Origin of the sequence: Streptomyces tardus (genome assembly GCF_018101125.2) — a bacterium.
Classification (GTDB): Bacteria; Actinomycetota; Actinomycetes; order Streptomycetales; family Streptomycetaceae; genus Streptomyces; species Streptomyces tardus.
The window spans coordinates 4,391,230-4,414,553 of the sequence record NZ_JAELVF020000001.1; the positions used below are offsets into that span (position 1 = coordinate 4,391,230).

At 71.5% G+C, this 23,324-nt stretch carries 15 protein-coding genes and 1 tRNA gene; 11 read left to right on the plus strand and 5 right to left on the minus strand.

What is annotated here, in order from left to right:
• Positions 1 to 3: 3 nt before the first annotated feature.
• Positions 4 to 915 (minus strand): hypothetical protein, encoded by a 912-nt coding sequence (locus tag JGS22_RS18820; RefSeq protein WP_211038980.1) that lies wholly within the window; start codon positions 913 to 915, stop codon positions 4 to 6.
• A 163-nt stretch (positions 916 to 1,078) separates the two neighbouring features.
• Here JGS22_RS18820 and JGS22_RS18825 point away from each other — a divergent pair, with 163 nt between their 5' ends.
• From JGS22_RS18825 to pyk, 3 genes are all read left to right on the plus strand, one after another.
• On the plus strand, positions 1,079 to 1,423 hold the full coding sequence (locus JGS22_RS18825) for a chorismate mutase (RefSeq protein WP_211038981.1): 345 nt from the start codon (positions 1,079 to 1,081) through the stop codon (positions 1,421 to 1,423).
• A gap of 271 nt (positions 1,424 to 1,694) precedes the next feature.
• Positions 1,695 to 4,217: an aminopeptidase N gene (pepN, locus tag JGS22_RS18830; protein ID WP_216815034.1), complete on the plus strand. Its 2,523-nt coding sequence runs from the start codon at positions 1,695 to 1,697 to the stop codon at positions 4,215 to 4,217.
• Positions 4,218 to 4,450: 233 nt separating this feature from the next.
• Positions 4,451 to 5,893 (plus strand): pyruvate kinase, encoded by a 1,443-nt coding sequence (gene pyk, locus JGS22_RS18835; protein ID WP_216815035.1) that lies wholly within the window; start codon positions 4,451 to 4,453, stop codon positions 5,891 to 5,893.
• A 184-nt stretch (positions 5,894 to 6,077) separates the two neighbouring features.
• Here the strand turns inward: pyk and JGS22_RS18840 are convergent.
• Positions 6,078 to 6,150: transfer RNA gene (locus tag JGS22_RS18840), tRNA-Leu, on the minus strand.
• Positions 6,151 to 6,251: 101 nt separating this feature from the next.
• Here JGS22_RS18840 and JGS22_RS18845 point away from each other — a divergent pair.
• From JGS22_RS18845 to JGS22_RS18870, 6 genes are all read left to right on the plus strand, one after another.
• On the plus strand, positions 6,252 to 6,914 hold the full coding sequence (locus tag JGS22_RS18845; RefSeq protein WP_216815036.1) for an ANTAR domain-containing response regulator: 663 nt from the start codon (positions 6,252 to 6,254) through the stop codon (positions 6,912 to 6,914).
• Positions 6,915 to 7,319: 405 nt separating this feature from the next.
• Positions 7,320 to 8,450: a branched-chain amino acid ABC transporter substrate-binding protein gene (locus JGS22_RS18850; RefSeq protein ID WP_236073205.1), complete on the plus strand. Its 1,131-nt coding sequence runs from the start codon at positions 7,320 to 7,322 to the stop codon at positions 8,448 to 8,450.
• Between the two features lie 186 nt (positions 8,451 to 8,636).
• On the plus strand, positions 8,637 to 9,560 hold the full coding sequence (locus tag JGS22_RS18855; protein WP_211042304.1) for a branched-chain amino acid ABC transporter permease: 924 nt from the start codon (positions 8,637 to 8,639) through the stop codon (positions 9,558 to 9,560).
• Entirely contained in the window at positions 9,557 to 10,918 is a 1,362-nt protein-coding gene (locus JGS22_RS18860) for a branched-chain amino acid ABC transporter permease (protein WP_211042303.1), read from the plus strand. Before JGS22_RS18855 ends, JGS22_RS18860 begins: the two co-directional genes overlap by 4 nt.
• Entirely contained in the window at positions 10,915 to 11,931 is a 1,017-nt protein-coding gene (locus tag JGS22_RS18865; RefSeq protein ID WP_211042302.1) for an ABC transporter ATP-binding protein, read from the plus strand. Before JGS22_RS18860 ends, JGS22_RS18865 begins: the two co-directional genes overlap by 4 nt.
• Positions 11,928 to 12,692, plus strand: coding sequence for an ABC transporter ATP-binding protein (locus tag JGS22_RS18870; protein WP_211042301.1), 765 nt, complete (start codon positions 11,928 to 11,930; stop codon positions 12,690 to 12,692). The genes JGS22_RS18865 and JGS22_RS18870 overlap by 4 nt, the downstream gene beginning before the upstream one ends.
• Positions 12,693 to 12,854: 162 nt before the next feature.
• Here the strand turns inward: JGS22_RS18870 and JGS22_RS18875 are convergent, their stop codons facing one another.
• Both JGS22_RS18875 and JGS22_RS18880 read right to left on the minus strand, forming a co-directional pair.
• On the minus strand, positions 12,855 to 13,319 hold the full coding sequence (locus JGS22_RS18875) for a PaaI family thioesterase (protein ID WP_211042300.1): 465 nt from the start codon (positions 13,317 to 13,319) through the stop codon (positions 12,855 to 12,857).
• A 75-nt stretch (positions 13,320 to 13,394) separates the two neighbouring features.
• Positions 13,395 to 15,698, minus strand: coding sequence for an FdhF/YdeP family oxidoreductase (locus JGS22_RS18880; RefSeq protein ID WP_211042299.1), 2,304 nt, complete (start codon positions 15,696 to 15,698; stop codon positions 13,395 to 13,397).
• 144 nt (positions 15,699 to 15,842) lie between these two features.
• Here JGS22_RS18880 and polA point away from each other — a divergent pair, with 144 nt between their 5' ends.
• Both polA and JGS22_RS18890 read left to right on the plus strand, forming a co-directional pair.
• A complete protein-coding gene (gene polA / locus JGS22_RS18885) occupies positions 15,843 to 18,566 on the plus strand; it encodes a DNA polymerase I (protein WP_216815037.1) in 2,724 nt (907 codons plus the stop codon).
• 404 nt (positions 18,567 to 18,970) lie between these two features.
• The gene (locus JGS22_RS18890) at positions 18,971 to 20,218 is read left to right on the plus strand and encodes a lytic transglycosylase domain-containing protein (RefSeq protein ID WP_216815038.1); all 1,248 of its coding nucleotides are present in this window, start codon (positions 18,971 to 18,973) and stop codon (positions 20,216 to 20,218) included.
• Between the two features lie 528 nt (positions 20,219 to 20,746).
• Here the strand turns inward: JGS22_RS18890 and hrpB are convergent.
• Positions 20,747 to 23,293 carry an ATP-dependent helicase HrpB gene (hrpB, locus tag JGS22_RS18895; protein WP_216815097.1) on the minus strand — a complete coding sequence of 849 codons (2,547 nt, stop codon included), beginning with the start codon at positions 23,291 to 23,293 and terminating at the stop codon, positions 20,747 to 20,749.
• Between the last annotated feature and the right edge of the window lie 31 nt (positions 23,294 to 23,324).

Here is a 23,324-nt window from a genome sequence, read left to right on the forward strand (position 1 = left end):
GGGTCAGGTGTCGCACTCCAGCTCGGTCCGGCACACCCCGCACCGCACCCGTACGCGCCCGCGCACCGGAGCCCCGAGGCGCTGCGCGCAGGTCGGGCAGCGGAAGGAGACCCGCAGGGAGGAGGGGCGGTCGAAGCGGTAGCCGTCGCCGCCGACCACCGAATCCGAACCCGGCCGCAGCAGCGAGCGGGCCCGGACCCGGTCCGCGGCGTACCGCCGCCGCGCCGCCCAGCCCGCGCCCGCCAACGGCGGCCGGGTCGCCTCCCGCTCGGCCAGTTCCCGCCCCCGGGTGTACGCCTCGTACGCCTGCGGGCTGGTGAACCAGACCGCGGGATCCTCGCCGAACACCCGTGCGCGCCGGGCCAGTACGTACCCGAACTCCTCCGGCGTCAGATAGCCGAGCTTCTGTTCTCCGACCGCGTCCCGGCGGAAGGCGTCGAGGAGCAGCCAGCCCGCGCCGAGGTAGGTCGCCACCGTGTCGGTGAGTACCTCGTTCTCGGCGGTGGTGGGGAACTCCAGACCCAGCCGGTGCAGAGCGACATGTGTCACCTCGTGCGCCAGGGCCGCGCCGACGTCCCGACGGTGCGCCTTGAAACGGGAGTTGAGCTCCACGAAGTACTCGGGCCCGTCCTCAAGCTCCACCGAGGCGGCGAACTCCATCTCCCGGAAGCCCACCACCATCCGCGCCTGCGGCAACCGCAGCTGCCCCACCATGACGCGGGCGATCCGCTGTGCTCCCGCGTAGAGCTCCTCGTCCTCGCCGAAGGCGACATCGGCGGGGAGCACGCCGGCGCCGTACTGCTGCACCCCGTCGTGGGACAGCCGCCGGTAGAGCGCCGTGATCGCCTCCCGGACCGTCTCCAGATGGGGGAACCCGTGCTGTACACCGTCCGCCGTGCCGCGCCCCGTCGCCATCCGCCAACCCCCTCGCCGCGTCCGTCCGCCCACTGTAGAGCGGTCGCCGGCGGCCGTGCGGTGCTCGGGGCGGTCCACCGCGCCGTGCCGTCGGCGAAATTCGGGCTTCCACCAGGCGGACATGTGGCCGCCGGCGGGCGCCGTGGACCTAGAGTCGGGCCACATGAACACCCGCAGGACGCCGGACCCCGCAGCGCAGGCCGAGCTCGTTCGTCTGCGCGAGAGCATCGACAACATCGACGCGGCGGTCGTACACATGCTCGCCGAACGCTTCAAGTGCACCCAGCAGGTGGGCAGGTTGAAGGCGCAGCACCAGCTGCCGCCCGCCGACCCGGACCGCGAATCGCGGCAGATCGCCCGGCTGCGGGAGCTGGCGGGCAACGCCAAGCTCGACCCCGCCTTCGCCGAGAAGCTGCTCAATTTCATCATCGCCGAGGTCATCCGCCACCACGAGACCATCGCGGAGGAGGGCGTACTCCCCGGCGACCGCGACGGCTTCACGCCGTAGGGCCGGGGACGACCGTCGACGGGCAGCAACTGGCGAACGGTGGTCGACGGGCAGCGGTCGGTGACCGGCGGCCACCGGTCGCGGGCAGCGAGCGCCGTGAGGCGACCCGGGCGGCACGTGCCCGAAGAGGTCGCCCGCGGAAGGGAGTTGCTGCCCGGGCGGGCGCCGAGAGCGCGACGGGGCGGGGTCGGTCGTAGCGCGGGGCCGGGGCGGCGGCGGGCGGGCCGACCGTGTGCCGACGGCGTCGGCGTGGTGCGGCACGATGGCCCGCATGGCCACTCTTACCCGAGAAGAAGCCCGGTCCCGCGCCGAGCAGTTGCGGGCGGACAGCTACACCGTCGACCTCGACCTGACCGGCGAGCAGACGTTCACGTCCGCCACCACCGTGGAGTTCACCGTGCTGCGGGGCGGCGACACCTTCGCCGAGCTGCGTCCGCACACCCTGCACGAGGCGAGTCTGGACGGCGTCCCGCTCGACCCCGCGGCGCTCTCCGACGGCCGGCTCGCGCTGCGCGGGCTCGTACCCGGCCCGCACACCCTGTACGTGCGGGCGGAGATGCCGTACTCCGGCACCGCCGAGGGCATGCATCGCTTCACCGATCCGGCCGACGGCCGCACCTACCTCTACTCGATGTGCTTCCAGACCGAGGCGCCGGCGGTGTACGCCTGCTTCGACCAGCCCGACCTCAAGGCGACCTTCACCGTCGGCGCCACCGTTCCGGAGGAGGAGTGGACGTTCCTGACGAACGCGGTCGCCGTCCGGGACCCCGCTGATCCGTGCCGCTGGACGAGCGCCGCCACCCCGCCGATCAGCACCTATCTGTTCGCGGTGGCGGCCGGGCCGTACCACGGTGTGCACACCGAGCACGCCGGCGTCCCGGTCGGGCTGCATGTGCGCCGTTCGCTCGCCCCGCATCTGGACGCCGACTCGGAGGAGCTGCTGGACGTCACCCGGCGCTGCTACGACCACTACCACCAACTCTTCGACGCGCCCTACCCGTTCGACTCCTACGACCAGGTCTTCGTGCCGGAGCTCAACGCCGGCGCCATGGAGAACCCGGGCCTGGTCACCATCACCGACGACCTGGTCTTCCGCGCCGCCGCCACCGACGTCCAGCGCCAGGATCGCGCCGTCACGCTGGCGCACGAGATGGCCCACATGTGGTTCGGCGATCTCGTCACACTGCGCTGGTGGGACGACATCTGGCTGAACGAGTCCTTCGCCGAGTACATGGGCGAGGACGTCGTCGGCGCCGCCACCCACTGGACGCAGACCTGGCCCGACTTCGGCATCCGCCGCAAGACCTGGGGCTACGACGCCGACCAGCGGCCGAGCACCCACGCGGTGGCCCCGACGCCCGAGGAGATTCCGGACGCCGCCTCCGCCCTGCAGAACTTCGACGGCATCTCCTACGCGAAGGGCGCCTCCGCGCTGCGCCAACTCGTCGCCTGGCTCGGCCCGCAGGAGTTCCTCGCCGGGGTCAACCACCACATCAACCGCCACCGCTTCGGCAACGCCACCCTCGCCGACTTCCTCGACTCGCTCGCGGCGCACACCGACAGGGACGTGCACGACTGGGCCGCCCACTGGCTGCGCACCACCGGAGTCGACACCCTCACCCCGAGCCTCACCGAGGGAAACGACGGCCCGGTGCTGGCGGTGGACCACCGCGGCAGCAGGCCGCACCGGGTGCGCATCGGCCTGTACGACCTCGACGCCGCACCGTCCGGACCGCGGCTCGTACCCCGGGAGCCGCTGGAGGCGGACCTGGCGCCGGATCGTCCGCTGACCAGCGCGCTCCGCGGGCGGCGCCCCGACCTCGTACTGCTCAACGACGGCGACCTGAGCTGGGCCAAGGTCCGGTTCGACGAGGCCGGCCGCAACGCCGTGCGGCAGGCGCTCGGCACCGTGCCCGACGACCTGAGCCGAGCCGTGCTGTGGAACGCCGTGCGGGATCTGGTGCGCGATGCCGAGCTACCCGCCACCGAGTACCTGGCACTGGCGGAGGCCCATCTGCCGCAGGAGCCGAACAACTCCCTGCTGACCGCCGGGCTGGAGTTCGCGCTGCACCACGTGCTCGACCGCTATCTCACCGACGAGGAGGCGCCCGCCGGCCGGGAGCGGCTGCACCGTCTCGCTGCCCGGCTCCTCGACGAGCACACCCGCCCCGAGATCGGGCTGACCGCGTTGCGCGCCTTCGTCGCCACCGCCCAGGACGACTCGATGCTCGCGCGGTGGCTGGAGCAGCGGGGCACGCCGTTCGGCATCGACCTCGACCTCGATCTGCGCTGGCTCGTGCTGCACCGGCTGACCCTGCTCGGCGCGGCCGGAGCGGACCGTATCGCCGAGGAGGCCCGGGCCGACCCGAGCGCGACCGGCCGGGAGGCCGCCGCGCGCTGCCGTGCCGCGCTGCCCGACGCGCACACCAAGGAACGTGTCTGGCGGGAGCTGTTCGACCCGGAGGGCAGCCTCAGTCACCACGCCTTCGCGGCAGCGGTGCGCGGGTTCTGGCCGCGGGGGCAGGAGGAGCTCACCCGGCCCTACCGGGCGCGGTACTTCGCCGAGGTGGTGCCGCTCGCGAGGAAGCGCGGCGAGACCCTCGCCCGGCAGGCCGGCCGGTTCGCCTTCCCCCACTCGGCCGTCGACCCCCAGGTGCTGGTGCTCGGCGAGCAGTGCCTGCGCGACGCGGACCCGACCCCCGCGCTGAGGCGTCAGCTCGTCGACCAACTCGACGATCTGGGACGGGCGTTGAGGGTGCGTGCCGCCGCGCGACCGGGGCCCGGCGCGAGTTGACCGCTTCCCGCCCGTATACCGTGGTCCGCCCGCGCGCGGCTGCCCGTACGCGCGGGTCCGCCCGTACGTCCGATCCGGGGCTGTGCGGGCGGGCGCGGCGGGCGACGTGCATCCGGCCGGGTCGGCAACTCGGCCGGCCCGGGGGCGAGTTGGCGACGAGACTTCAGCTCTCCGACGTCGGGGCCACTTCTGCCGATAGCCGTGTACCAGCCGGTAAGTCATAGGGTCCAGCCATGCGCGGAGCAAAGATCGTCTGCACCCTGGGTCCGGCCACCGATTCCTATGAGCAGATCAGGCTGCTGGTCGAGGCGGGCCTCGATGTTGCCAGGTTCAACCTGGCGCACGGCACCCTGGCCGACCACCACACCAGGTACCGGCATCTGCGTGCCGCCGCGGCCGAGGTGGGGCGCACCGTGGGCACGCTCGCCGATCTCCAGGGGCCGAGGATCAGGCTCACCACCTTCGACTCCGGGCCCGTACTCCTGGACGCGGACGACGAGTTCACCATCACCACCGAGGAGACCAGGGGCGACCACACGCACTGCGGCACCACGCACCACACCCTGCACGAGGACGTCTCGGCCGGGGACCGCGTCCTGGTCGACGGCGGCCGGGTGGTGCTGGACGTCACGGCGGTGGAGGGCCCCCGGATCAGGACCCGGGTGGTCACCGGCGGCATCGTTTCCGACCACAAGCCGCTGAACCTGCCGGGAGTTGCGCTCAGCGTCCCCGCCATGACCAAGAAGGACGCCGACGATCTTCGTTGGGCGCTGGGTGCCGGGTTCGACCTCGTCGCGATGCCGCATGTGCGCCGCGCGCAGGACGTCCGCGCGGTGCACACGGTGATGGACGAGGCCGGTGTCCGCCGTCCGGTCCTGGCGAAGATCGAGAAGCCGGAAGCCGTGCAGAATCTGGAGGAGGTGCTCGCCGCCTTCGACGGACTGCTGATCGCGCGCGGCGACCTCGGCGTCGAGATGCCGCTGGAGGCGGTGCCGGCGGTGCAGAAGCGGCTGGTGGCGCTGGCGCGCCGGAACGCCAAACCGGTCATCGTGGCGACCCAGATGCTGGAGTCCATGGTCGACAACTCGCGTCCGACGCGTGCGGAGGCGTCCGACGTCGCCAACGCGGTGATGGACGGCAGCGACGCGGTGATGCTCTCGGCGGAGACGAGCATCGGCAAGTATCCGGCCGAGGCGGTGGCGACGATGAGTCGTATCGTCGCGGCCACCGAGGCGGACCAACTCGCCCACGGTCTGGCCCCGTTGACGGCGGAGAGCAAGCCCCGTACACACGGCGGTGCGGTGGCCCGCGCCGCGGCGGAGATCGGGGACTTCCTCGGGGCGCGCTGCCTGGTCGCCTTCACCAAGAGCGGCGACACCGCGCAACGGCTGGCCCGTTACCGTTCGCCGATCCCCGTGCTCGCCTTCACCCCGGACCCGGCCACGCACGGGCAGCTCTGTCTGACCTGGGGTGTCGAGGCCTTCCTCGGTCCCGAGGTGGCCACCACGGACGAGATGGTGCAGCAGGTGGACGAGCAGCTGCTGCGCATCGGGCGGTGTGAGGCAGGCGACACCATCGTCATCACGGCCGGCTCGCCTCCCGGGGTGTCCGGTACGACGAACCTGGTGCGGGTGCACCATCTGGGCGAGCCGCACTCCGCGGGCGAGGCCGACTGAGCTCGGGGATCCTTCGGCCGGGTCAACTCCCCGGCCGCGCACAGGAGTTGGCCGGACAGCGGTGGTGGATGGCGCACTGGGGCGCGGGTGGGAAGGCAGGGCGGCCACAGCCGACGTACGGCCCGTCCGCGGAAGGGACGAAGATCAAGCGTCGTCGGTTTTTGCCTTCGGAATGAAGGAAAAGTACCCCGGGTGGGATTCGAACCCACGCTGGATGGTGTTTGAGACCATTGCCTCTACCGCTGGGCTACCGGGGCTTCCTTGGAAAGCAAGGCTAACAGCTACCCGCCGTGACTCAAACCTACATCAGCTAGGTAGGCTCGTGGAGCACTGATCTGCCCGAGAGCGAGGAACCACCGTGAGCGCCGCTGACGCCCCCGAGCCCCATGTGCCGGCCGACACCGACCAGGGTGCCGAGGCGCACGTTCCGCCGCAGACCACGCGGGTGGTCATCGCCGAGGACGAGGCCCTGATCCGACTCGATCTCAAGGAGATGCTGGAGGAGGAGGGGTACACGGTTGTCGGTGAGGCCGGTGACGGCGAGCGGGCCGTCGAGCTGGCCCGCGAGCACCGCCCGGATCTGGTCATCCTCGATGTGAAAATGCCCGTTCTCGACGGCATCTCGGCCGCAGAGCGGATCGCCGAGGAGTCCATCGCGCCTGTCCTGATGCTCACCGCCTTCTCCCAGCGCGAGTTGGTGGAGCGCGCTCGCGACGCCGGCGCGATGGCGTACCTGGTCAAGCCGTTCAGCAAGACCGACGTGGTGCCCGCGATCGAGATGGCTGTCTCGCGCTTCACCGAGCTGCGTGCGTTGGAACAGGAGGTCTCCGACCTCTCCCAGCGGCTGGAGACCCGCAAGCTCGTCGACCGTGCCAAGTCGGTGCTCCAGACCCAGTACGGGCTGAGCGAGCCGGCCGCGTTCCGCTGGATCCAGAAGACCTCCATGGATCGCCGGCTGTCGATGAGCCAGGTCGCCGAGGCCGTCATCGAGGACGGCGAGGAGCGCCGCAAGCAGAGCTAGCCGCAGGGTTCTGCCTGCGCGCCTGCGCGCCTGCGCGCCTGCCCGCAAGGGGTCGCGAATTCGGGTCTGTTGCGGACTGTGTGCGCGTCCGGCCGGGGTCGCTGTGCGACACCGCCGGGTCGACGGTGGTGGCCCGCTGTGGATTGCGCGGTTTGTCGCGCTCTGTCGCCGGACACAATCGATCATGTGTTTCGTTCGGTCAGCGGTAAGGACCGTCCTGTTTCCGGCACATGGCACAGGTCACAGGGGGATCACATCTGTGACCGTTCCCTAGGTGAGCTGTGTTCCAGGACATAGATTCCCACCCAGCCGTACGGACGTGCGGCTCTGCGACGCCGATTCTGCGGCGTTCGTCCACGTTCTGGGCTGGATCCAGGGGGTTCCACAGTGCTCAACAAGAGATTCATGAAGATAGCTGCACCGTTGGCAGTGGGGGCTCTGGTACTGACCGGCTGCGGCAATGACAGCGGTTCTGCCGACGGCACTTACAAGATCGCCTTCCAGGGGCCCCTCTCCGGTGAGAACGTCCAGCTGGGCGTCAACATGGAGAACGGCATCAAGCTCGCCATCGACGAGGCGAACGCTTCCGGCGACTACGAGTTCAAGCTCGAGTACTTCGCCGCGGACGACATGGGCCTGCCGGACAAGGCGACCTCCGCCGCCCAGGCAGCGCTCTCCGAGGAAGTCCTCGCCGTCGTCGGCCCGGCCTTCTCCGGTCCCGCCGACACCGCCGCCGAGTACTACGCGGACGAGGGAGTCCCGGCGGTCTCCTCTTCCGCCACCCGTGCGGACCTGACGACGAAGGGCTACGGCTCCTTCCTGCGCGCCGTCCCCAACGACTCCGCCCAGGGCGCCGGAATGGCGAAGTATCTCGCCTCCGAGGGCGCCAAGAGCGTCGTCGTCGTCGACGACAAGACCGACTACGGTGTCGGCCTCGCCGACGTCGCGATCGCCGAGCTGAAGAAGGCCGGCGTCAAGGCCCAGCGCCAGTCCACCCCGCAGAAGACGCCGGACTACAGTGCCGCCGCCAAGCGCGTGGCGAACACCAAGGCCGACGCCATGATCTACGCGGGTTACTACGAGGACGCGGGCCCGTTCGCCAAGAAGCTCGACGAGGCCGGCTTCGACGGCATCAAGATGTCGGGCGACGGCACCAACGACGCCCAGTTCATCAAGCTGGCCGGCGGATCGGCGGACGGCTGGAAGCTGACGTGCCCCTGCACCGACCCGAACGAGGAGGACGCCACCAAGGCGTTCGCCGAGAAGTACGAGAAGGAATTCAAGCGCGCCCCGGGTACCTACTCGGCCGAGTCCTACGACGTCACCAAGATGATCATCTCGGAGATGGCCGAACTCGACGAGATCAACTCGGACACGCTGCTCAAGGCTCTGAAGAAGACCAAGTACAAGGGTCTCACCAAGGAGTTCTCCTTCGACGACAAGGGTGAGTTCCGGAACCAGACCGTCTACATGTACGAGGTCAACGGCAAGAAGATCGAGTACGAGGGCAGCATCGACGATCTGACCAAGGGCTGACCCAGGGCTCTGCCCACATGACCGGCGCGGCGCAGCGACGCGCCGCGCCGGTTCCGTGTCTCCGCTCCGGATCTCGCTGTCCCCTCCCGCGACCATCCCGGCTCCGGTCCGCACGCTTCCCCCAGGTCGCAAGCCGCGCACCAACGCGGGCCCGCGACCTTCTTTTCCCACAAGGAAGTCAGTTCGATGTCCCTTAACGAGCTCTGGGGCTATCTCGTCCTAGGGGTGGTGCTCGGCTGTCTCTACGCCGTCATCGCCATCGGGTACACCCTGGTCTACGGTGTGCTCCAGCTTCTGAACTTCGCACACAGCGAAGTCTTCATGTTCGGCGGTTTCGGCGGAGTCCTCGCGCTCACCGCCTGGACCCCCGTGGTGAACCCGTCCGGAATGCAGTCGGTGCTCTACGTGGCATTCGGCATGGCGGCCGGAGCCGCACTGGGAGCCGCGGTCGCCTACGGGTTGGAGAAAGTCGCCTACAGACCGCTGCGCAAACACAACGCGCCACGGCTGGTCTTTCTGATCACCGCGATCGGTGCGAGCTTCTTCCTCTACAACCTCGCGGGCAAGCTCTTCGACCGCAGTTCCGTCGCGATGCCGCAGATGTACAGCAACGAGACGGTCTTCACGCTCTTCGACACCGACATCAAGACCACCCACCTGCTGATCGTCTTCTCCGCGGTGGCCATGATGGTCGGTCTCGACTACGTGGTGAACCGCACCAAGCTGGGCTCGGGCATCCGCGCGGTCGCGCAGGACCCCGAGGTGGCGTCGCTGATGGGCGTCAACATCGACAAGGTCGTCTCCCGCACCTTCGTCATCGGCGGTCTGCTCGGTGGCGCGGCGGGCTTCCTCTTCGGCGTGAACAGCAAGGTCGTCTACACCATGGGCTTCCTGCCCGGGATCACGGCCTTCGCCGCCGCCGTGCTCGGCGGTATCGGCAACGTCCGCGGCGCGATGCTGGGTGGACTGCTGCTGGGCGTCGTCGAGACCATGACCGTCTTCTTCTGGGGTGACGACTGGCGGTACGTGGCCGGCTTCGCCGTACTGGTCCTGGTCCTGATGTTCCGTCCGACCGGTCTTCTCGGTGAGCGTCTGGGGAGGACGGCATGAGCAACCAGACGATGAACGCCCAGGCGGCCAAGCGGCTGCGGCAGGTGCGCTGGTACCAGGAGCCGCGCTGGCAGCGGCTCGGCGGGCTGCTCGCACTCGCGCTGCTGCTGGCGATGGTCACCGGCGTCCAGGGCACCAACAGCGACCCGTTCTACGCGATCAAGGAGAACCTCACCGGCGTCGGCCTCTGGGTCTACGTCGGGATCGCCCTGCTGATCTGGGTGGCGCGGGAGTTCTTCTCCGAGCCGGTCAAGCAGGCCGGCGCCACGGCGAAGCAGGCCAAGGGCACCCTCGTCGACGGTCCCCTCGGGCAGATCAAGCAGCTGCTCGCCGGCCAGCCCCGGCTCCGCTGGGCGCTGATGGCCGCGGTGGCCGCCCTGGCGGTCTGGGGCCCGATGGGCCTCGACCGGTACTGGCAGACGGTGCTGGTCGACCAGGTGATGATCTTCGTGCTGGTCGCCATCGGCCTGAACGTGGTGATCGGCTGGGCGGGCATGCTCGACCTCGGCTTCATCGCCTTCTTCGCCATCGGCGCCTACAGCGCGGCGTACTGGACGGGCGCACTGCCCGTCGCACCGCCGATCGAGCTGAACAACTTCGCGGTGATCCCGCTGGCGGTCATCACCTGCCTGGTCGCCGGACTGCTGCTCGGCGCACCGACGTTGAGACTGCGCGGCGACTATCTGGCCATCGTGACGCTCGGCTTCCACGAGATCGTCTACCTCACGGCCAAGAACCTCAACGACGTCACCGGTGGTACCAGTGGCGTCAAGGTCGACCGCTGGGAGATCGGCGGCTACGAGTTCCGGATCGTCGACCAGATGCCCTTCTACTGGGTGCTGTTGGCCTTCGCCGCCATCACGGTCTTCCTCTTCGTCCGGCTGGAGCACTCCAAGGTCGGCCGGGCGTGGACCGCGGTCCGCGAGGACGAGATCGCGGCGGCCTCCACCGGCGTGGACACCGTCCGCTACAAGCTGATGGCCTTCGCGATCGGCGCCTCGACCTCCGGTCTGGCGGGTGTGGCCTACGCGAGCAAGGTCGGCTACATCAACTCCGAGAACTTCGTCATCCTGCTGTCGATCCTCGTCCTCGCCTATGTGATCTTCGGCGGTATGGGCTCGCTGCCCGGCGTGATCTTCGGCGCGGCGTTCCTGGTGTGGCTGCCGGAGTTCCTGCGGGACTACGTGGACCCCAAGGACCGCCACATGTACCTGGGCGCGCTGCTGGTGATCATGATGATCTACCGGCCGCAGGGTGTGATCCCCTCCAAGCGCAGACAGCGTGAGCTCAAGATGGCCGAAACGGGCAGCGCCGAAGCCGAAGCCGAGGCTACCGGGACGGGAGGCAAGCACTCATGACCACAGACCTTGGCAAGAGCAAGGCGGGCAGGGCTGGTGGCGCGGTGGCCGACGGCGACCTCGTACTGGACGCCTCCGGCGTGACGCTGCGCTTCGGCGGCGTCACCAGCCTGAACGACGTCGAGCTGCGGATGGTGCGCGGCGAGGTGCTGGCCGTGATCGGCCCGAACGGCGCCGGCAAGACCTCGCTGTTCAACTCCCTCACCGGTGCGTACGTTCCGCAGGAGGGCCGGATCGGCTACCGGCCCGAGGGCGGTGGAGAGCACGAGCTGCGCGGCTGCAAGCCGCACCTGGTCAGCCGGCTCGGAGTGGCCCGCACCTTCCAGAACATCCGCCTCTTCGGCGCGCTCACCGCGCTGGAGAACGTGAAGATCGCGGCGGAGACCCGGCTGAAGGCCGGACCGGTGTCGATCATGCTGGGCCTGCCGAACGCACGCCGTGCCGAGCAGGAGAGCGACCGCAAGGCGCACGAGGTGCTCTCCTTCGTCGGGTTGGTCGACAAGCTCAACGAACTGGGCGGCGCGCTGTCCTACGGCGACCAGCGCAGGCTGGAGATCGCCCGGGCACTGGCGACCGACCCGCAGGTGCTGCTCCTCGACGAGCCTGCCGCCGGCACCAACCCGACGGAGAAGCTGGAGCTGGAGCAGCTGATCCGCCGGATCAACCGGGACCTGGGCGTCAGCGTGCTGCTGATCGAGCACGACATGCGCCTGGTGATGTCCGTGGCGGACCGCGTGATGGTGCTGAACTTCGGCAAGAAGATCGCCGAGGGCAGCCCCACCGAGGTCCAGCAGGACCCGGCGGTGGTGGAGGCCTATCTCGGCGCGGTCGCCGAGGAGGACACCGCGGCCGTCGCGGAGATGGTCGCCGAGCAGGAGGAGCACGCTGCCGGACCTGCGCCGGACGGCCCGGTTTCGCCGAAGAGTTCGGGCGGATCCGCCGAACCGGACGCCGACACCCCGTCCACCGGTACCGAGGACGGCGAGAAGCAGTCTGGGGAGGAGCGGGCATGAGTGGCGCCGCTGATCTGAAGAAGGAGCCCGCGGGCTCGGAGCGCACCGGCACCCCGCTGCTCGAACTCCGTGACCTGCGTGTGTACTACGGCGCCATCGAGGCGCTCAAGGGCATCAACGTCAAGGTGTACGAGGGCGAGGTCGTCGCTCTGCTCGGTGCCAACGGCGCCGGCAAGTCGACCACGCTCCGTGCCGCCTCCGGCATGCTGGCCCCCCGCGAGGGCCAGGTTCTCCTGCACGGCGAGCGCGTCGACGGCATCAAATCGCACGATCTGGTGCGGTTCGGCATCGGCCATGTCCCCGAGGGCCGGCGGGTGTTCCCCCGGATGACGGTCAAGGAGAACCTGGAGATGGGGGCGTACCGCTTCAAGTCCCCCGACCGGGAGGAGATGGACCGGGTCTACACCCTGTTCCCTCGGCTCAAGGAGCGGCGCACCCAGCTCGGCGGCACACTCTCCGGCGGTGAGCAGCAGATGCTGGCCATCGGCAGAGCGCTGATGGGCAAGCCCGAACTGCTGCTGCTCGACGAGCCGTCGATGGGCCTCGCACCGCTCATCGTGCGCCAGATCTTCGACATCCTGAAGGAGATCAACGAGCAGGGCACCACGGTGCTGCTGGTCGAGCAGAACGCCTCCCAGGCGCTCCAACTGGCCGACCGCGGCTATGTGTTGGAGACCGGCGAGGTCGCGATGGCGGACGAGGCGTCCTCGCTGCTCGCCGACCCCCGGGTGCGCGCGGCGTACCTGGGCGAGGGCGCGTAGCGGCAGCCCGCGAGCGAAGACGCAGGCCGGTGCCCGGGCTCGGGTGCCGGCCTGCGTCGTGCGCTTCCCCGCGGCGGACGCCCGGCCGACACCCGCGGCGCGGCCGGGCGTCCGCTTCGGGCGGTCAGCTCTGCCGCCGGTGGTCAGCTCTGCTTCGGACGGTCAGCTCTGCTTCGGGGCGTCGCGCAGCAGGCAGGTCAGCCGTGCGGTGCAGACCCGCTTCCCGGTCTCCTCGGTGACGACAATCTCGTACGTCGCCGTGCTGCGGCCCCGGTGGACCGGGGTGGCCGTGCCGGTCACCCGGCCCGACGAAATCCCTCTGTGGTGCGTGCAGTTGAGGTCCACGCCGACCGCCACCTTCCCCGGGCCGCCGTGCAGCATCGCCCCGACCGAGCCGAGGGTCTCGGCCAGCACCGCCGAGGCGCCGCCGTGCAGCAGTCCGTAGGGCTGGGTGTTGCCCTCCACCGGCATCACGCCGACGACCCGCTCCGGATCCGCCTCCAGCACCTCGACGCCCATCCGCTTGCCGAGGGCTCCGGCGGAGAAGAGGGCGGGCAGATCGACGCCGACATCGGCCCACTGCTCCAGTACCTCGTCGGTAAAGCGCGTGGCGGCTCTCTCACCCATGGCTGTCGTCTCCGTTCGCGTGCCCGCGCCCGTGGCGGCGGGCGGCGGTGCCTGGTGTGTCCGGCAACCGTCCTATCACTGGCCCTCCGCCGCCGGCAGGGCAGGGGTGAGGCGTACGACGACGGACTTGCTGGTCGGGGTGTTGCTGGTGTCCGCGGTGGAGTCCAGCGGCACCAGCACGTTCGTCTCCGGGTAGTACGCGGCGGCGCAGCCCCGCGCGGTCGGGTAGTGGACGACGCGGAAGCGGTGGGCGGTACGCGTGCTGCCGTCGCGCCACTCGCTGGTCAGGTCGACGTACGAGCCGTCCTCGACGCCCTGTTCGCGCGCGTCCTCGGGGTGGACCAGCACGACCCGACGGCCGTCCCGGATACCGCGGTAGCGGTCGTCCAGGCCGTAGATCGTGGTGTTGTACTGGTCGTGCGAGCGGATCGTCTGGAGCAGCAGCGCCCCTTCGGGCACCCGCGGATACTCCACTCCCGCCGCGGTGAAGTGTGCCTTGCCACTGGGGGTGGGGAAGCGGCGCTCGTCGCGGGGGGCGTGCGGAAGGGTGAAGCCGCCGGGCACCGCGATCCGTGCGTTGAAGTCCTCGAAGCCGGGGATGACGCGCGCGATGCGGTCCCGGATCGCGGCGTAGTCAGCCTCGAACTCCTCCCACGGCGTTCGGCTCTCGGCCCCGAGCACCAGGCGCGCCAGCCGCGCGACGATCGCAGGCTCGGAGAGCAGCTCCGCGGACGCCGGGTCGAGCCGTCCCCGCGAGGCGTGCACCATGCCCATCGAGTCCTCGACGGTGACGACCTGGTCGCCCGCCCGCTGGGTGTCGCGCTCGGTGCGCCCGAGTGTGGGCAGGATCAGTGCGCGCGCGCCGGTCACCACGTGGGAGCGGTTCAGCTTGGTCGAGACGTGCACGGTCAGCCGCGCCCGGCGCATCGCCGCCTCGGTGACCGCGGTGTCGGGCGAGGCTGCGACGAAGTTGCCGCCCATGGCGAGGAAGACTTTCGCCTCGCCGTCCCGCAGCGCCCGGATCGCCCGGACCGTGTCGTACCCGTGCTCGCGCGGCGGCTCGAACCCGAACTCCCGCTGCAGCGCGTCCAGCAGAGCGGGCGCGGGGCGCTCGAAGATGCCCATCGTGCGGTCGCCCTGGACGTTGCTGTGGCCGCGCACCGGGCAGACGCCCGAGCCCGGACGGCCGATGTCGCCGCGCAGCAGCAGGAAGTTGACGATCTCCCGGATGGTGGGGACCGAGTGCTTGTGCTGGGTGAGACCCATGGCCCAGCACACCACCGTGCGGCGGGAGGCGAGCACCATCTCGGCCGCCGCCTCGATCTCGGCGCGCCGAAGCCCGGTGGCCCGGAGGGTCTGCGCCCAGTCGGCCCCCGCCGCCTCCGCCGCGAACTCCTCGTATCCCCGGGTGTGTTCGGCCACGAACCCCCGGTCCACGGCGTCCGGCGCGTCCAGGACGAGCTTGTTGAGCATTCGGAAGAGGGCCTGGTCGCCGCCGAGGCGGATCTGGAGGAAGAGGTCGGTGAGCGCCGTGCCCCTGCCGAGGAGCCCGCGTGCGTTCTGCGGGTTCCTGAAGCGCTCCATCCCCGCCTCGGGCAGCGGGTTGACGGTGATGATCCGGGCGCCGGCGCGCTTGGCCTTCTCCAGCGCGGTGAGCATCCTGGGGTGGTTGGTGCCGGGGTTCTGGCCGGCAACGATGATCAACTCGGCCTGGTACAGGTCCTCCAGCAGGACGCTGCCCTTGCCGACCCCGATCGTCTCGGAGAGCGCCGAACCGGAGGACTCGTGGCACATGTTGCTGCAGTCCGGCAGGTTGTTGGTGCCGAACTCACGGGCGAAGAGCTGGTAGAGGAAGGCGGCCTCGTTGCTGGTGCGGCCCGAGGTGTAGAAGACCGCCTCGTCCGGCGAGCCCAGCGCGCGCAGCTCGTCGGCGATCAGCTGCAACGCCCGGTCCCAGCCGATCGGTTCGTAGTGGTCGGCGCCCTCGGCGAGCAGCATCGGCCGGGTCAGCCGGCCCTGCTGCCCGAGCCAGTAGCCCGAGCGCTCGGCGAGGTCGGCGACCGAGTGCTCGGCGAAGAACCCGTCGGAGACACGCCGCGTGGTGGCCTCCTCCGCGACGGCCTTGGCGCCGTTCTCACAGAACTCGGCGGCGTGCCGCTTGTCGTCCTCGGGCCAGGCACAGCCGGGGCAGTCGAAGCCGTCCTTCTGGTTGACGCGCAGCAGCGTGCGCGCGGTCCGCCTGACGCCCATCTGCCGTTCGCCGATCCGCAGCGCGTGGCCGACGGCGGGCAGGCCCGCTGCCGCGTGCTGCGGTGAGCCGACCCGCGGTGCGTCCTGGGCGGGGTCGGTCTCGGGTGCCTTGCGCCTGTCGCTGCTCATGCCTCCATCCTGCCACCGGGCCCTGGTGCGGGGGCTGTTCGCGGCGGTCGCTCGTCGGTCGTGAGGCTGCCGCGAAGCGGTCGCGGGAGCGAGCCGGCCGCTGCGCGGACCGCGTTGTCAGTGGCGCGTGGGAGGATCGGCGACGTGGCAAAGACAGCATCGAACCAGACGCAGACCCCGAGCCCGACGGATGTGCGGCGGCTGCTGCTCATGGACGGGCACTCGCTCGCCTACCGGGCGTTCTTCGCGCTGCCCGCGGAGAACTTCTCCACCACCACGGGCCAGCAGACCAACGCGGTGTACGGCTTCACCTCGATGCTGTCCAACACCCTGCGGGACGAGGCCCCCACCCACTTCGCCGTCGCCTTCGACGTCTCCAGAAAGACCTGGCGCTCGGAGGAGTACCCCGAGTACAAGGCCAACCGCTCCAAGACACCCGACGAGTTCCGCGGGCAGGTCGAGCTGATCGGTGAGCTGCTGGACGCGATGGGCGTGCGCCGCTTCGCCGTCGACGGCTTCGAGGCGGACGACGTCATCGCCACGCTCACCGCGCAGGCCGAGGCGGAGGGGTTCGAAGTCTCGATCGTCACCGGCGACCGGGACGCCTTCCAGCTGGTGTCCGAGCACACCACCGTGCTCTACCCGACCAAGGGCGTGTCGGAGCTGACCCGCTTCACCCCGGAGAAGGTGCACGAGAAGTACGGCCTGACTCCTGCCCAGTACCCGGACTTCGCGGCCCTGCGCGGCGACCCCTCGGACAACCTCCCCGGCATCCCCGGCGTCGGCGAGAAGACGGCCACCAAGTGGATCAACCAGTTCGGTTCCTTCGCCGAGCTGGTCGAGCGGGCCGACGAGGTCAAGGGCAAGGCGGGCCAGAACCTCCGCGACCATCTGGAGTCGGTCATGCGCAACCGCAGGCTGACCGAGATGGTCAAGGACATCGAGCTGCCCTGCGGCCCCCTGGAGCTGGAGCGGGTCCCGTACGACCTGGAGGCGGTGCGGGGTCTGCTGGACTCGCTGGAGTTCCGCCACGCCAACTTCCGGGAGCGGTTGTTCGCGGCCGATCCGGGCGCCGCCGAGCAGGCGGACGCCCCGCCGGCCGCGGGCGTGGAGATCGACGGCCGGGTGCTGGAGCCCGGCGAGCTGGCCGGCTGGCTGGGGGAGTTCGGCACCGGCCCGCTCGGTCTGATGAGCGTGGACAGCTGGCGTCTGGGCGCGGGCGCGGTCACCGAGGTGGCGCTCGCCACCTCGGAGGGGCCCGCGGCCTGGTTCGACCCGACCCAGCTGAGCGCCGAGGACGAGACGGCGTTCGCCGCCTGGTGCGCGGACAGCGGCAGAGTCAAGGTCCTGCACAACGCCAAGGCGGTGCAGCGAGCCTTCGCCGAGCACGGCTGGCGGCCCTCGGGCATCACCATGGACACCGCCCTCGCCGCCTATCTGGTCCAGCCCGGCCGGCGTTCCTTCGCGCTGGAGGCGTTGAGCACCGAGTTCCTCGGCCGCGAGCTGCCCCAGGCGTCCCCGGCGGAGGGCCAGTTGGCGCTGGGCGCGGAGGAGGAGGCCCAGGCCGACGTTCTGATGGGCCAGGCGCGTACGGTGCTCGATCTGGGCGGGGCGTTCAGCGAGCGGCTCGCCGAGGTCGGGGCGGCGGAGCTGCTGCACGACATGGAGCTGCCCACCTCGACGGTGCTGGCCGGAATGGAGCGCGCCGGCATCGCCGCCGACGTGGAGTGGCTGCGCTCGCTGGAGCAGCAGTTCGCCGACGCCGTCCAGGAAGCGGTGCGCCAGGCGCACGCCTCGGTGGGGCGGGAGTTCAACCTTGGCTCTCCCAAGCAGCTCCAGGAGGTGCTCTTCGGCGAGTTGGAGCTGCCGAAGACGAAGAAGACCAAGACCGGATACACCACCGACGCCGACGCGTTGCAGTGGCTGGCCGGGCAGACCGAGCACGAGCTGCCGGTCCTGATGCTGCGCCACCGCGAGCAGTCCAAGCTGCGCACGACGGTGGAGGGCCTGATCAAGACCGTCGGCGACGACGGCCGTATCCACACCACGTTCAGCCAGACGGTCGCCGCGACCGGTCGGCTGTCCTCCACCGAGCCCAACCTCCAGAACGTCCCGGTCCGCACCGACGAGGGCCGCGCCATCCGTCGCGCCTTCGTCGTCGGCAGCGGCTACGAATCGCTGATGACCGCCGACTACAGCCAGATCGAGCTGCGGGTGATGGCCCACCTCTCCCAGGACAAGGGCCTGATCGAGGCGTTCACCTCCGGCGAGGACCTGCACACCACGGTCGCCTCCCAGGTCTTCTCCGTGCCCGACGACCGGGTCGACGCCGAGATGCGGCGCAAGATCAAGGCGATGAGCTACGGACTGGCGTACGGCCTCTCGGCGTTCGGCCTCTCGCAGCAGCTCAGCATCGGCACGGACGAGGCACGCCGGCTGATGGACACCTACTTCGAGCGGTTCGGCGGAGTGCGCGACTACCTCCAGCACGCCGTGGAGGAGGCCAGGGCGGTCGGGTACACCCAGACCATGCTCGGCCGCCGCCGCTACCTCCCCGACCTGACCAGCGACAACCGCCAGCGCCGCGAGATGGCCGAGCGGATGGCGCTGAACGCCCCGATCCAGGGCACCGCCGCCGACATCGTCAAGCTCGCCATGCTCCGCGTACAGGAGGCACTCACCGCGGAGCGGCTCGACTCCCGTCTGCTGCTCCAGGTCCACGACGAAATCGTGCTGGAGATCGCGGCGGGGGAGCGGACCGCCGTGGAGGAGTTGGTGCGCCGGGAGATGGCCGGAGCGGTCTCGCTCAGCGCGCCGCTGGACGTGTCGGTGGGCGTCGGCGCCGACTGGGAGTCCGCCGCGCACTGAGCTGGTGCCGCCGCCGCGCCGGAGCACGTACGGCAGCGGCGGCGGCTTCCGCCGCTGCGTTCCGCGCTGCCCGGCCCTGTGCCGCTGCGTGCGTGGGTGCGGCGAGGTGCGTGCGGTGTGGGTGCCGTGGTGCGGGGCTGGCGTGGTGTGTTCCGTGCGCGGCGCGGCGAGGTTCTCGGCCCGGTCGGTGTGGATGGAGTGCGTGCGCGGGGGTGTGCGGGCGCGTGCGGGCGCTGCGCGCGGTCAACCACCGGCCCGGGGCGGGGCGTTGACGACTCGTGTCCCGGCTCCGCGGACCTCACAGGACTTTCCGGCTCTCGTTGTCGGACACATGTCGTAGGCTCGCCCGGAAGTCGGCACGATCACCGGACCGCGTCGGCAGCAGGCCAAGGAGGGGGCGCCCCATGGCAGTTGGCAGGCGAAAGCTTCGTACCGGAATGACGGCGACCGCGGTCGCCGCCGCCGCGATGGTGGCGCTCACCGCCTCGCAGGCGCCGGGAGTGGAGATCGGCGCCCCGGGGCCCGGGGCGGAGGAGCCCGCAACCGACGGGCGAACCTCCGCCGACGGCAACTCGCCGTACCACACCGAGCTTCCGCCGCTCGACAGCCCGGAGATACCCGACGGCAAGGACCGTCCGGGCGGCAGTGGTCCGGGCCGTGCAGGTGCCGGCGCCGCGGGCATCCCCGCCACCGTGCTCACGGCCTACCGCAACGCGGAGAAGAAGCTCGCCGCCGAGCGCCCCGGCTGCAACCTCCCCTGGGAACTCCTCGCAGCAATCGGGCGGGTGGAGTCCGGGCAGGCCCGCGGCGGCGCGCTGGACAGCGACGGCAACACCCTGCGTCCCATCCGCGGCCCGGTCCTCGACGGCAACGGGTTCGCCCTGATCAAGGACACCGACGGCGGCGCCTTCGACGGCGACAAGCGTTTCGACCGCGCCGTGGGTCCGATGCAGTTCATCCCCTCGACCTGGGCGAGTTGGGGAGCCGACGGCAACGACGACGGCGTTTCCGACCCCAACAACATCCACGACGCCGCGCTCGCCGCCGGCCGCTATCTGTGCGCCGGTGGCCGTGACCTCTCCCGAGCGGCGGACCTGGAGCGCGCGATCCTCAGCTACAACCGTTCGCGGGAGTATCTGCGCACGGTGCTGTCGTGGCTGGAGTTCTACCGCAAGGGCACCCATGAAGTGCCGGACGGCAAGGGCACGTTGCCCGACTCCCCGGGCGCCGGGAACCCGTCGAGGCCCGCCTCGCCGAAGCCGGCGGGCCAGCGGCCCGACAAGCCCGGTGCGACCGACAGCCCCGGCAAGCCCGGCAAGCCCACCGAGCGGCCGACTACCTCCCCGACGGGGTCGACCAGCCCCACGGCCACCCCCAGCCCCACCGGCACCCCCACCCCCACGCCTTCCGCGACCGACGACCCCGACGAGCCCGAGGACCCGGAGAATCCGGACGAGCCCGAGGACCCGGACGACCCGCAGGACCCCTGCGACCCGGAGGACCCCTCCGAGGAGGAGAGCGACGCACCGCAGCAGCCCGACCCCTCGCCGAGCGGGGGCGATCCGGACGAGGGCCGTGAGGACGACGGCTCCGGCGGGGGCGGCGGATCCACCGCGGGCACCGACCGGGCCGCGCTGCTGCGCCGGGACTGAGGCCACGGCAGGACTGAGGTCACGCCGGGACGTCCGCGTGCTCGGCCGCGCGGAATCGACCGTCCGGACGGCCCGGACGGCCCGGACGGGCTGACCGGTCGGGCCGTCCGGTCAGTGCCCTCGCGGTCTGTTTGCGAGAGATGCGCCTTGTCCTCCGATCCGGGCGCCCTGCACGGCGGTTGGCCCTGAATCAGGCCCAGGCCTCGCCGTCCTCACCCGGTGGGGACGGCCGAGCGGCGTCGGCCAGCGGTGCCGGGCCCGGGGGAGAGGCCCGTCCGCCCCGCGCGGGGGCGCCCGTCCGCCCCGCTGCGGACGTTCGGCCGGCAGGTTGGGAGTGTCCCGCGCGACCGCCCGTACGCGGTCCGCCTTCGGCACGGAGTGCAGGCCGCCGCGACCGTGCCTGGAGCTCGCGCCCACGCCGTGAACAGGCGCCGGGCGCGACCGGGCCGGGAGTACGCGTGCCCTCGCGGGGCGTGCCGACGCTGCGTGTGTGCATGCGGCGGTGGGATGCGCGCCGGGTCTCGGCGTCTAACTGCGCCGCCGTACCCGTCCGGTCGGTTGCGCCGTCGTCGGATCGTCCGGCCACGGGTGTCGCGGGTAGCGCCCGCGCAGCTCCGCCCGGACCGAGCGGTAGCCCTGCTGCCAGAAGGAGGCGAGGTCGGCGGTCACCGCAGCGGGCCGACCGGCCGGTGAGAGCAGATGGACCAGCAGCGGCACCCGCCCGCCCGCGATCCGCGGGGCGGCGTCCCAGCCGAAGAGTTCCTGCAACTTCACCGCGAGCACCGGCTGTTCGCTCCCGTAGTCGATCCGCACCCGAGAGCCGGAGGGCACCTCGACGCGTTCGGGGGCCAGCTCCTCGAACCGCGCCGCCGCGCCCGAAGCCCACGGCAGCAGCGAGTTGAGCACCGCGTGCACGTCCACCTTCGCCAGCGAGGTGCCGGTCAACCGCTCGCCGACCGCCGCCACCAGCGCGTCGTCGCCGACGTCGGGCCAGGGCGGCCCGAGTTCGCGGTGCAGAAAGGCGAGCCGCTGCCGCAGCCGTACGGCGCCCTCGGGCCAGCGCAGTACGTCCGGCCCCTGCTCGCGCAGCCGGGTCCGCAGTGCGTCGCGGACCACCTCCGGTTCGGGTGCGGGTTCGACGCGACTGCGCAGCTCGATGGCGCCGAGCGCCTCGACCCGCCGGGCCACCACCTGGCCGCGGTCGGCGTCCAGTGTGATGTCCGTGTACTCCCGTCGCAGTGCTCCCGCGGCCAACCGGGCCAGTTCCTCGTCCAGTTCGGCCGCCAGTCGCACCCGCGCGGTGGCCGCGCCCGCCGGCCGGTCCGCCACTGCGACGGCGAGCCATCCGCCGTCACCGGATCCGTACTCGGCGCGGGTGCCGGAGGCCATCAGCCAGCTGCCCGCGCCGCGTCCGCGCGCGACGCGTTCGGGGTGGGCGAGTGCCACCACCAGTCCCGCGGCGAGTTCCTCGGTCAGGCCCTCGGGTGGGCCCTCGGACGAGTCGGGCCCTGTCTCCCGGCCGACGGGGACCGTGCGCAGCGCCTCCCGCAGCCGTCGCACCTCGCGTCGCCACCGTCCACCGTAGGCGTCCCGCTCGCCGGCCCGCCGGGCCTCGCGCAGCGCCGCCGACACTTCGGCGCCCCACTGCGCGGGCGGTGGCTCAGCGATGAGTGCGACGACCTCGGCGGCAAGCCGCGGCCCGGTGAGACGCGCACCGTCGAGGAGGGCCCGAGCCAGCCGGGGGTGCAGCCCCACCCCGGCCATTGCCCTGCCGCGCGGGGTCACCCGCCCCTCGGTGTCCACCGCGCCGATGGCCCGCAGGGTGTCGCGGGCCGCGGCCATCGCGCCCGCGGGAGGCGGGTCGAGCAGCGCGAGCGTACGGGCGTCCGGATCGCCCCAACAGGCCGTCTGGAGGGCGAAGTCGGTGAGATCGGCGAGCGCGATCTCGGGTGAGGGGAACCGCTGCTGGCGTGCCTCCTCCGCCTGGTCCCAACAGCGCAGCGCGACGCCGGGACCCTCGCGCCCGGCCCGGCCGGCGCGCTGGACGGCGGTCGCCCGGGAGACCCGGACCGTCACCAGGGAGCCGAGGCCGCGCGCGTGGTCCATCCGCGGCTCCCGGGCGAGGCCGGAATCCACCACCACCCGCACCCCCGGCACCGTCAGGCTGGACTCGGCCACGGAGGTGGCCAGGACGACCCGGCGCGGCCCCCTTCCGTCGCGTCCGCGCAGCACCGCGTCCTGGACGTCCGCCGGCGCCCGTCCGTGCAGTTGGAGCACCTCCGCCCCGGAGCCGAGCCGGTCCGTCAACTGCCGTGCCACCCGCGCGATCTCGCCCACTCCGGGCAGGAAGCAGAGCACATCGCCGTCCGGGTCGCGCTCCAGCCCCCGGTGCACCGTCGCTGCCACGTGGGCGAGCAGCGACGGGTCGACGCGGGTGCCGTGCGGGGGTCGTACGTCCCGCGGCGGCGGGGCGTGTGCGATGTCCACGGGGTGTGCGACGCCCTCGGCGGCCACCACCGGAGCCGGGCTGCCGCCTTCCTGCCGGGCGAGCAGTTCGGCCCAGGCGTCGGTGTCGGCCGTCGCCGAGGCGAGCACCAGTCGCAGGTCCGGCCGCAGGGCGGCCCGCACGTCCAGCAGGAACGCCAGCGCGGTGTCGGCGTCCAGGTGCCGCTCGTGGCACTCGTCCAGCAACACGACATCGGTGCCGGGCAGTTCCGGGTCGCGCTGCAGCCGCCTCAGCAGCACGCCGGTGGTCACCACCTCCACTCGCGTACGGGGGCCCACCCGGCGCTCACCGCGCACGGTGTAGCCGACCGACTCGCCCACCCGCTCGCCCAGGAGCCACGCCATCCGGCGCGCCGCGGACCGGGCGGCCAGCCGCCGCGGCTCCGCCACCAGGACGTTGCGCGCCGGAGCGCCGTCGGCCAGCAGTCCGGCCAGCGCGGGCGGGACCAGGGTCGTCTTTCCGGTGCCGGGCGGTGCGTGGAGCACCGCGGTTCCGCGCTCCTCCAGGGCTTCCCGCAGGCCGGGCAGCGCGGAGCGTACGGGCAGCCGTTCCAGGGCGTCGGTGCGCAGGCCCGCCGACGGCCGCGGGGCTGCTCCGGGG

Bases quoted from the DNA above. Each gene is read 5' to 3' on its own strand.
- JGS22_RS18820 (WP_211038980.1), bottom strand. From the start codon at position 915: ATGGCGACGGGGCGCGGCACGGCGGACGGTGTACAGCACGGGTTCCCC.
- JGS22_RS18825 (WP_211038981.1), top strand. From the start codon at position 1,079: ATGAACACCCGCAGGACGCCGGACCCCGCAGCGCAGGCCGAGCTCGTT.
- pepN (WP_216815034.1), top strand. From the start codon at position 1,695: ATGGCCACTCTTACCCGAGAAGAAGCCCGGTCCCGCGCCGAGCAGTTG.
- pyk (WP_216815035.1), top strand. From the start codon at position 4,451: ATGCGCGGAGCAAAGATCGTCTGCACCCTGGGTCCGGCCACCGATTCC.
- JGS22_RS18850 (WP_236073205.1), top strand. From the start codon at position 7,320: ATGAAGATAGCTGCACCGTTGGCAGTGGGGGCTCTGGTACTGACCGGC.
- JGS22_RS18855 (WP_211042304.1), top strand. From the start codon at position 8,637: ATGTCCCTTAACGAGCTCTGGGGCTATCTCGTCCTAGGGGTGGTGCTC.
- JGS22_RS18860 (WP_211042303.1), top strand. From the start codon at position 9,557: ATGAGCAACCAGACGATGAACGCCCAGGCGGCCAAGCGGCTGCGGCAG.
- JGS22_RS18865 (WP_211042302.1), top strand. From the start codon at position 10,915: ATGACCACAGACCTTGGCAAGAGCAAGGCGGGCAGGGCTGGTGGCGCG.
- JGS22_RS18870 (WP_211042301.1), top strand. From the start codon at position 11,928: ATGAGTGGCGCCGCTGATCTGAAGAAGGAGCCCGCGGGCTCGGAGCGC.
- JGS22_RS18875 (WP_211042300.1), bottom strand. From the start codon at position 13,319: ATGGGTGAGAGAGCCGCCACGCGCTTTACCGACGAGGTACTGGAGCAG.
- JGS22_RS18880 (WP_211042299.1), bottom strand. From the start codon at position 15,698: ATGAGCAGCGACAGGCGCAAGGCACCCGAGACCGACCCCGCCCAGGAC.
- JGS22_RS18890 (WP_216815038.1), top strand. From the start codon at position 18,971: ATGGCAGTTGGCAGGCGAAAGCTTCGTACCGGAATGACGGCGACCGCG.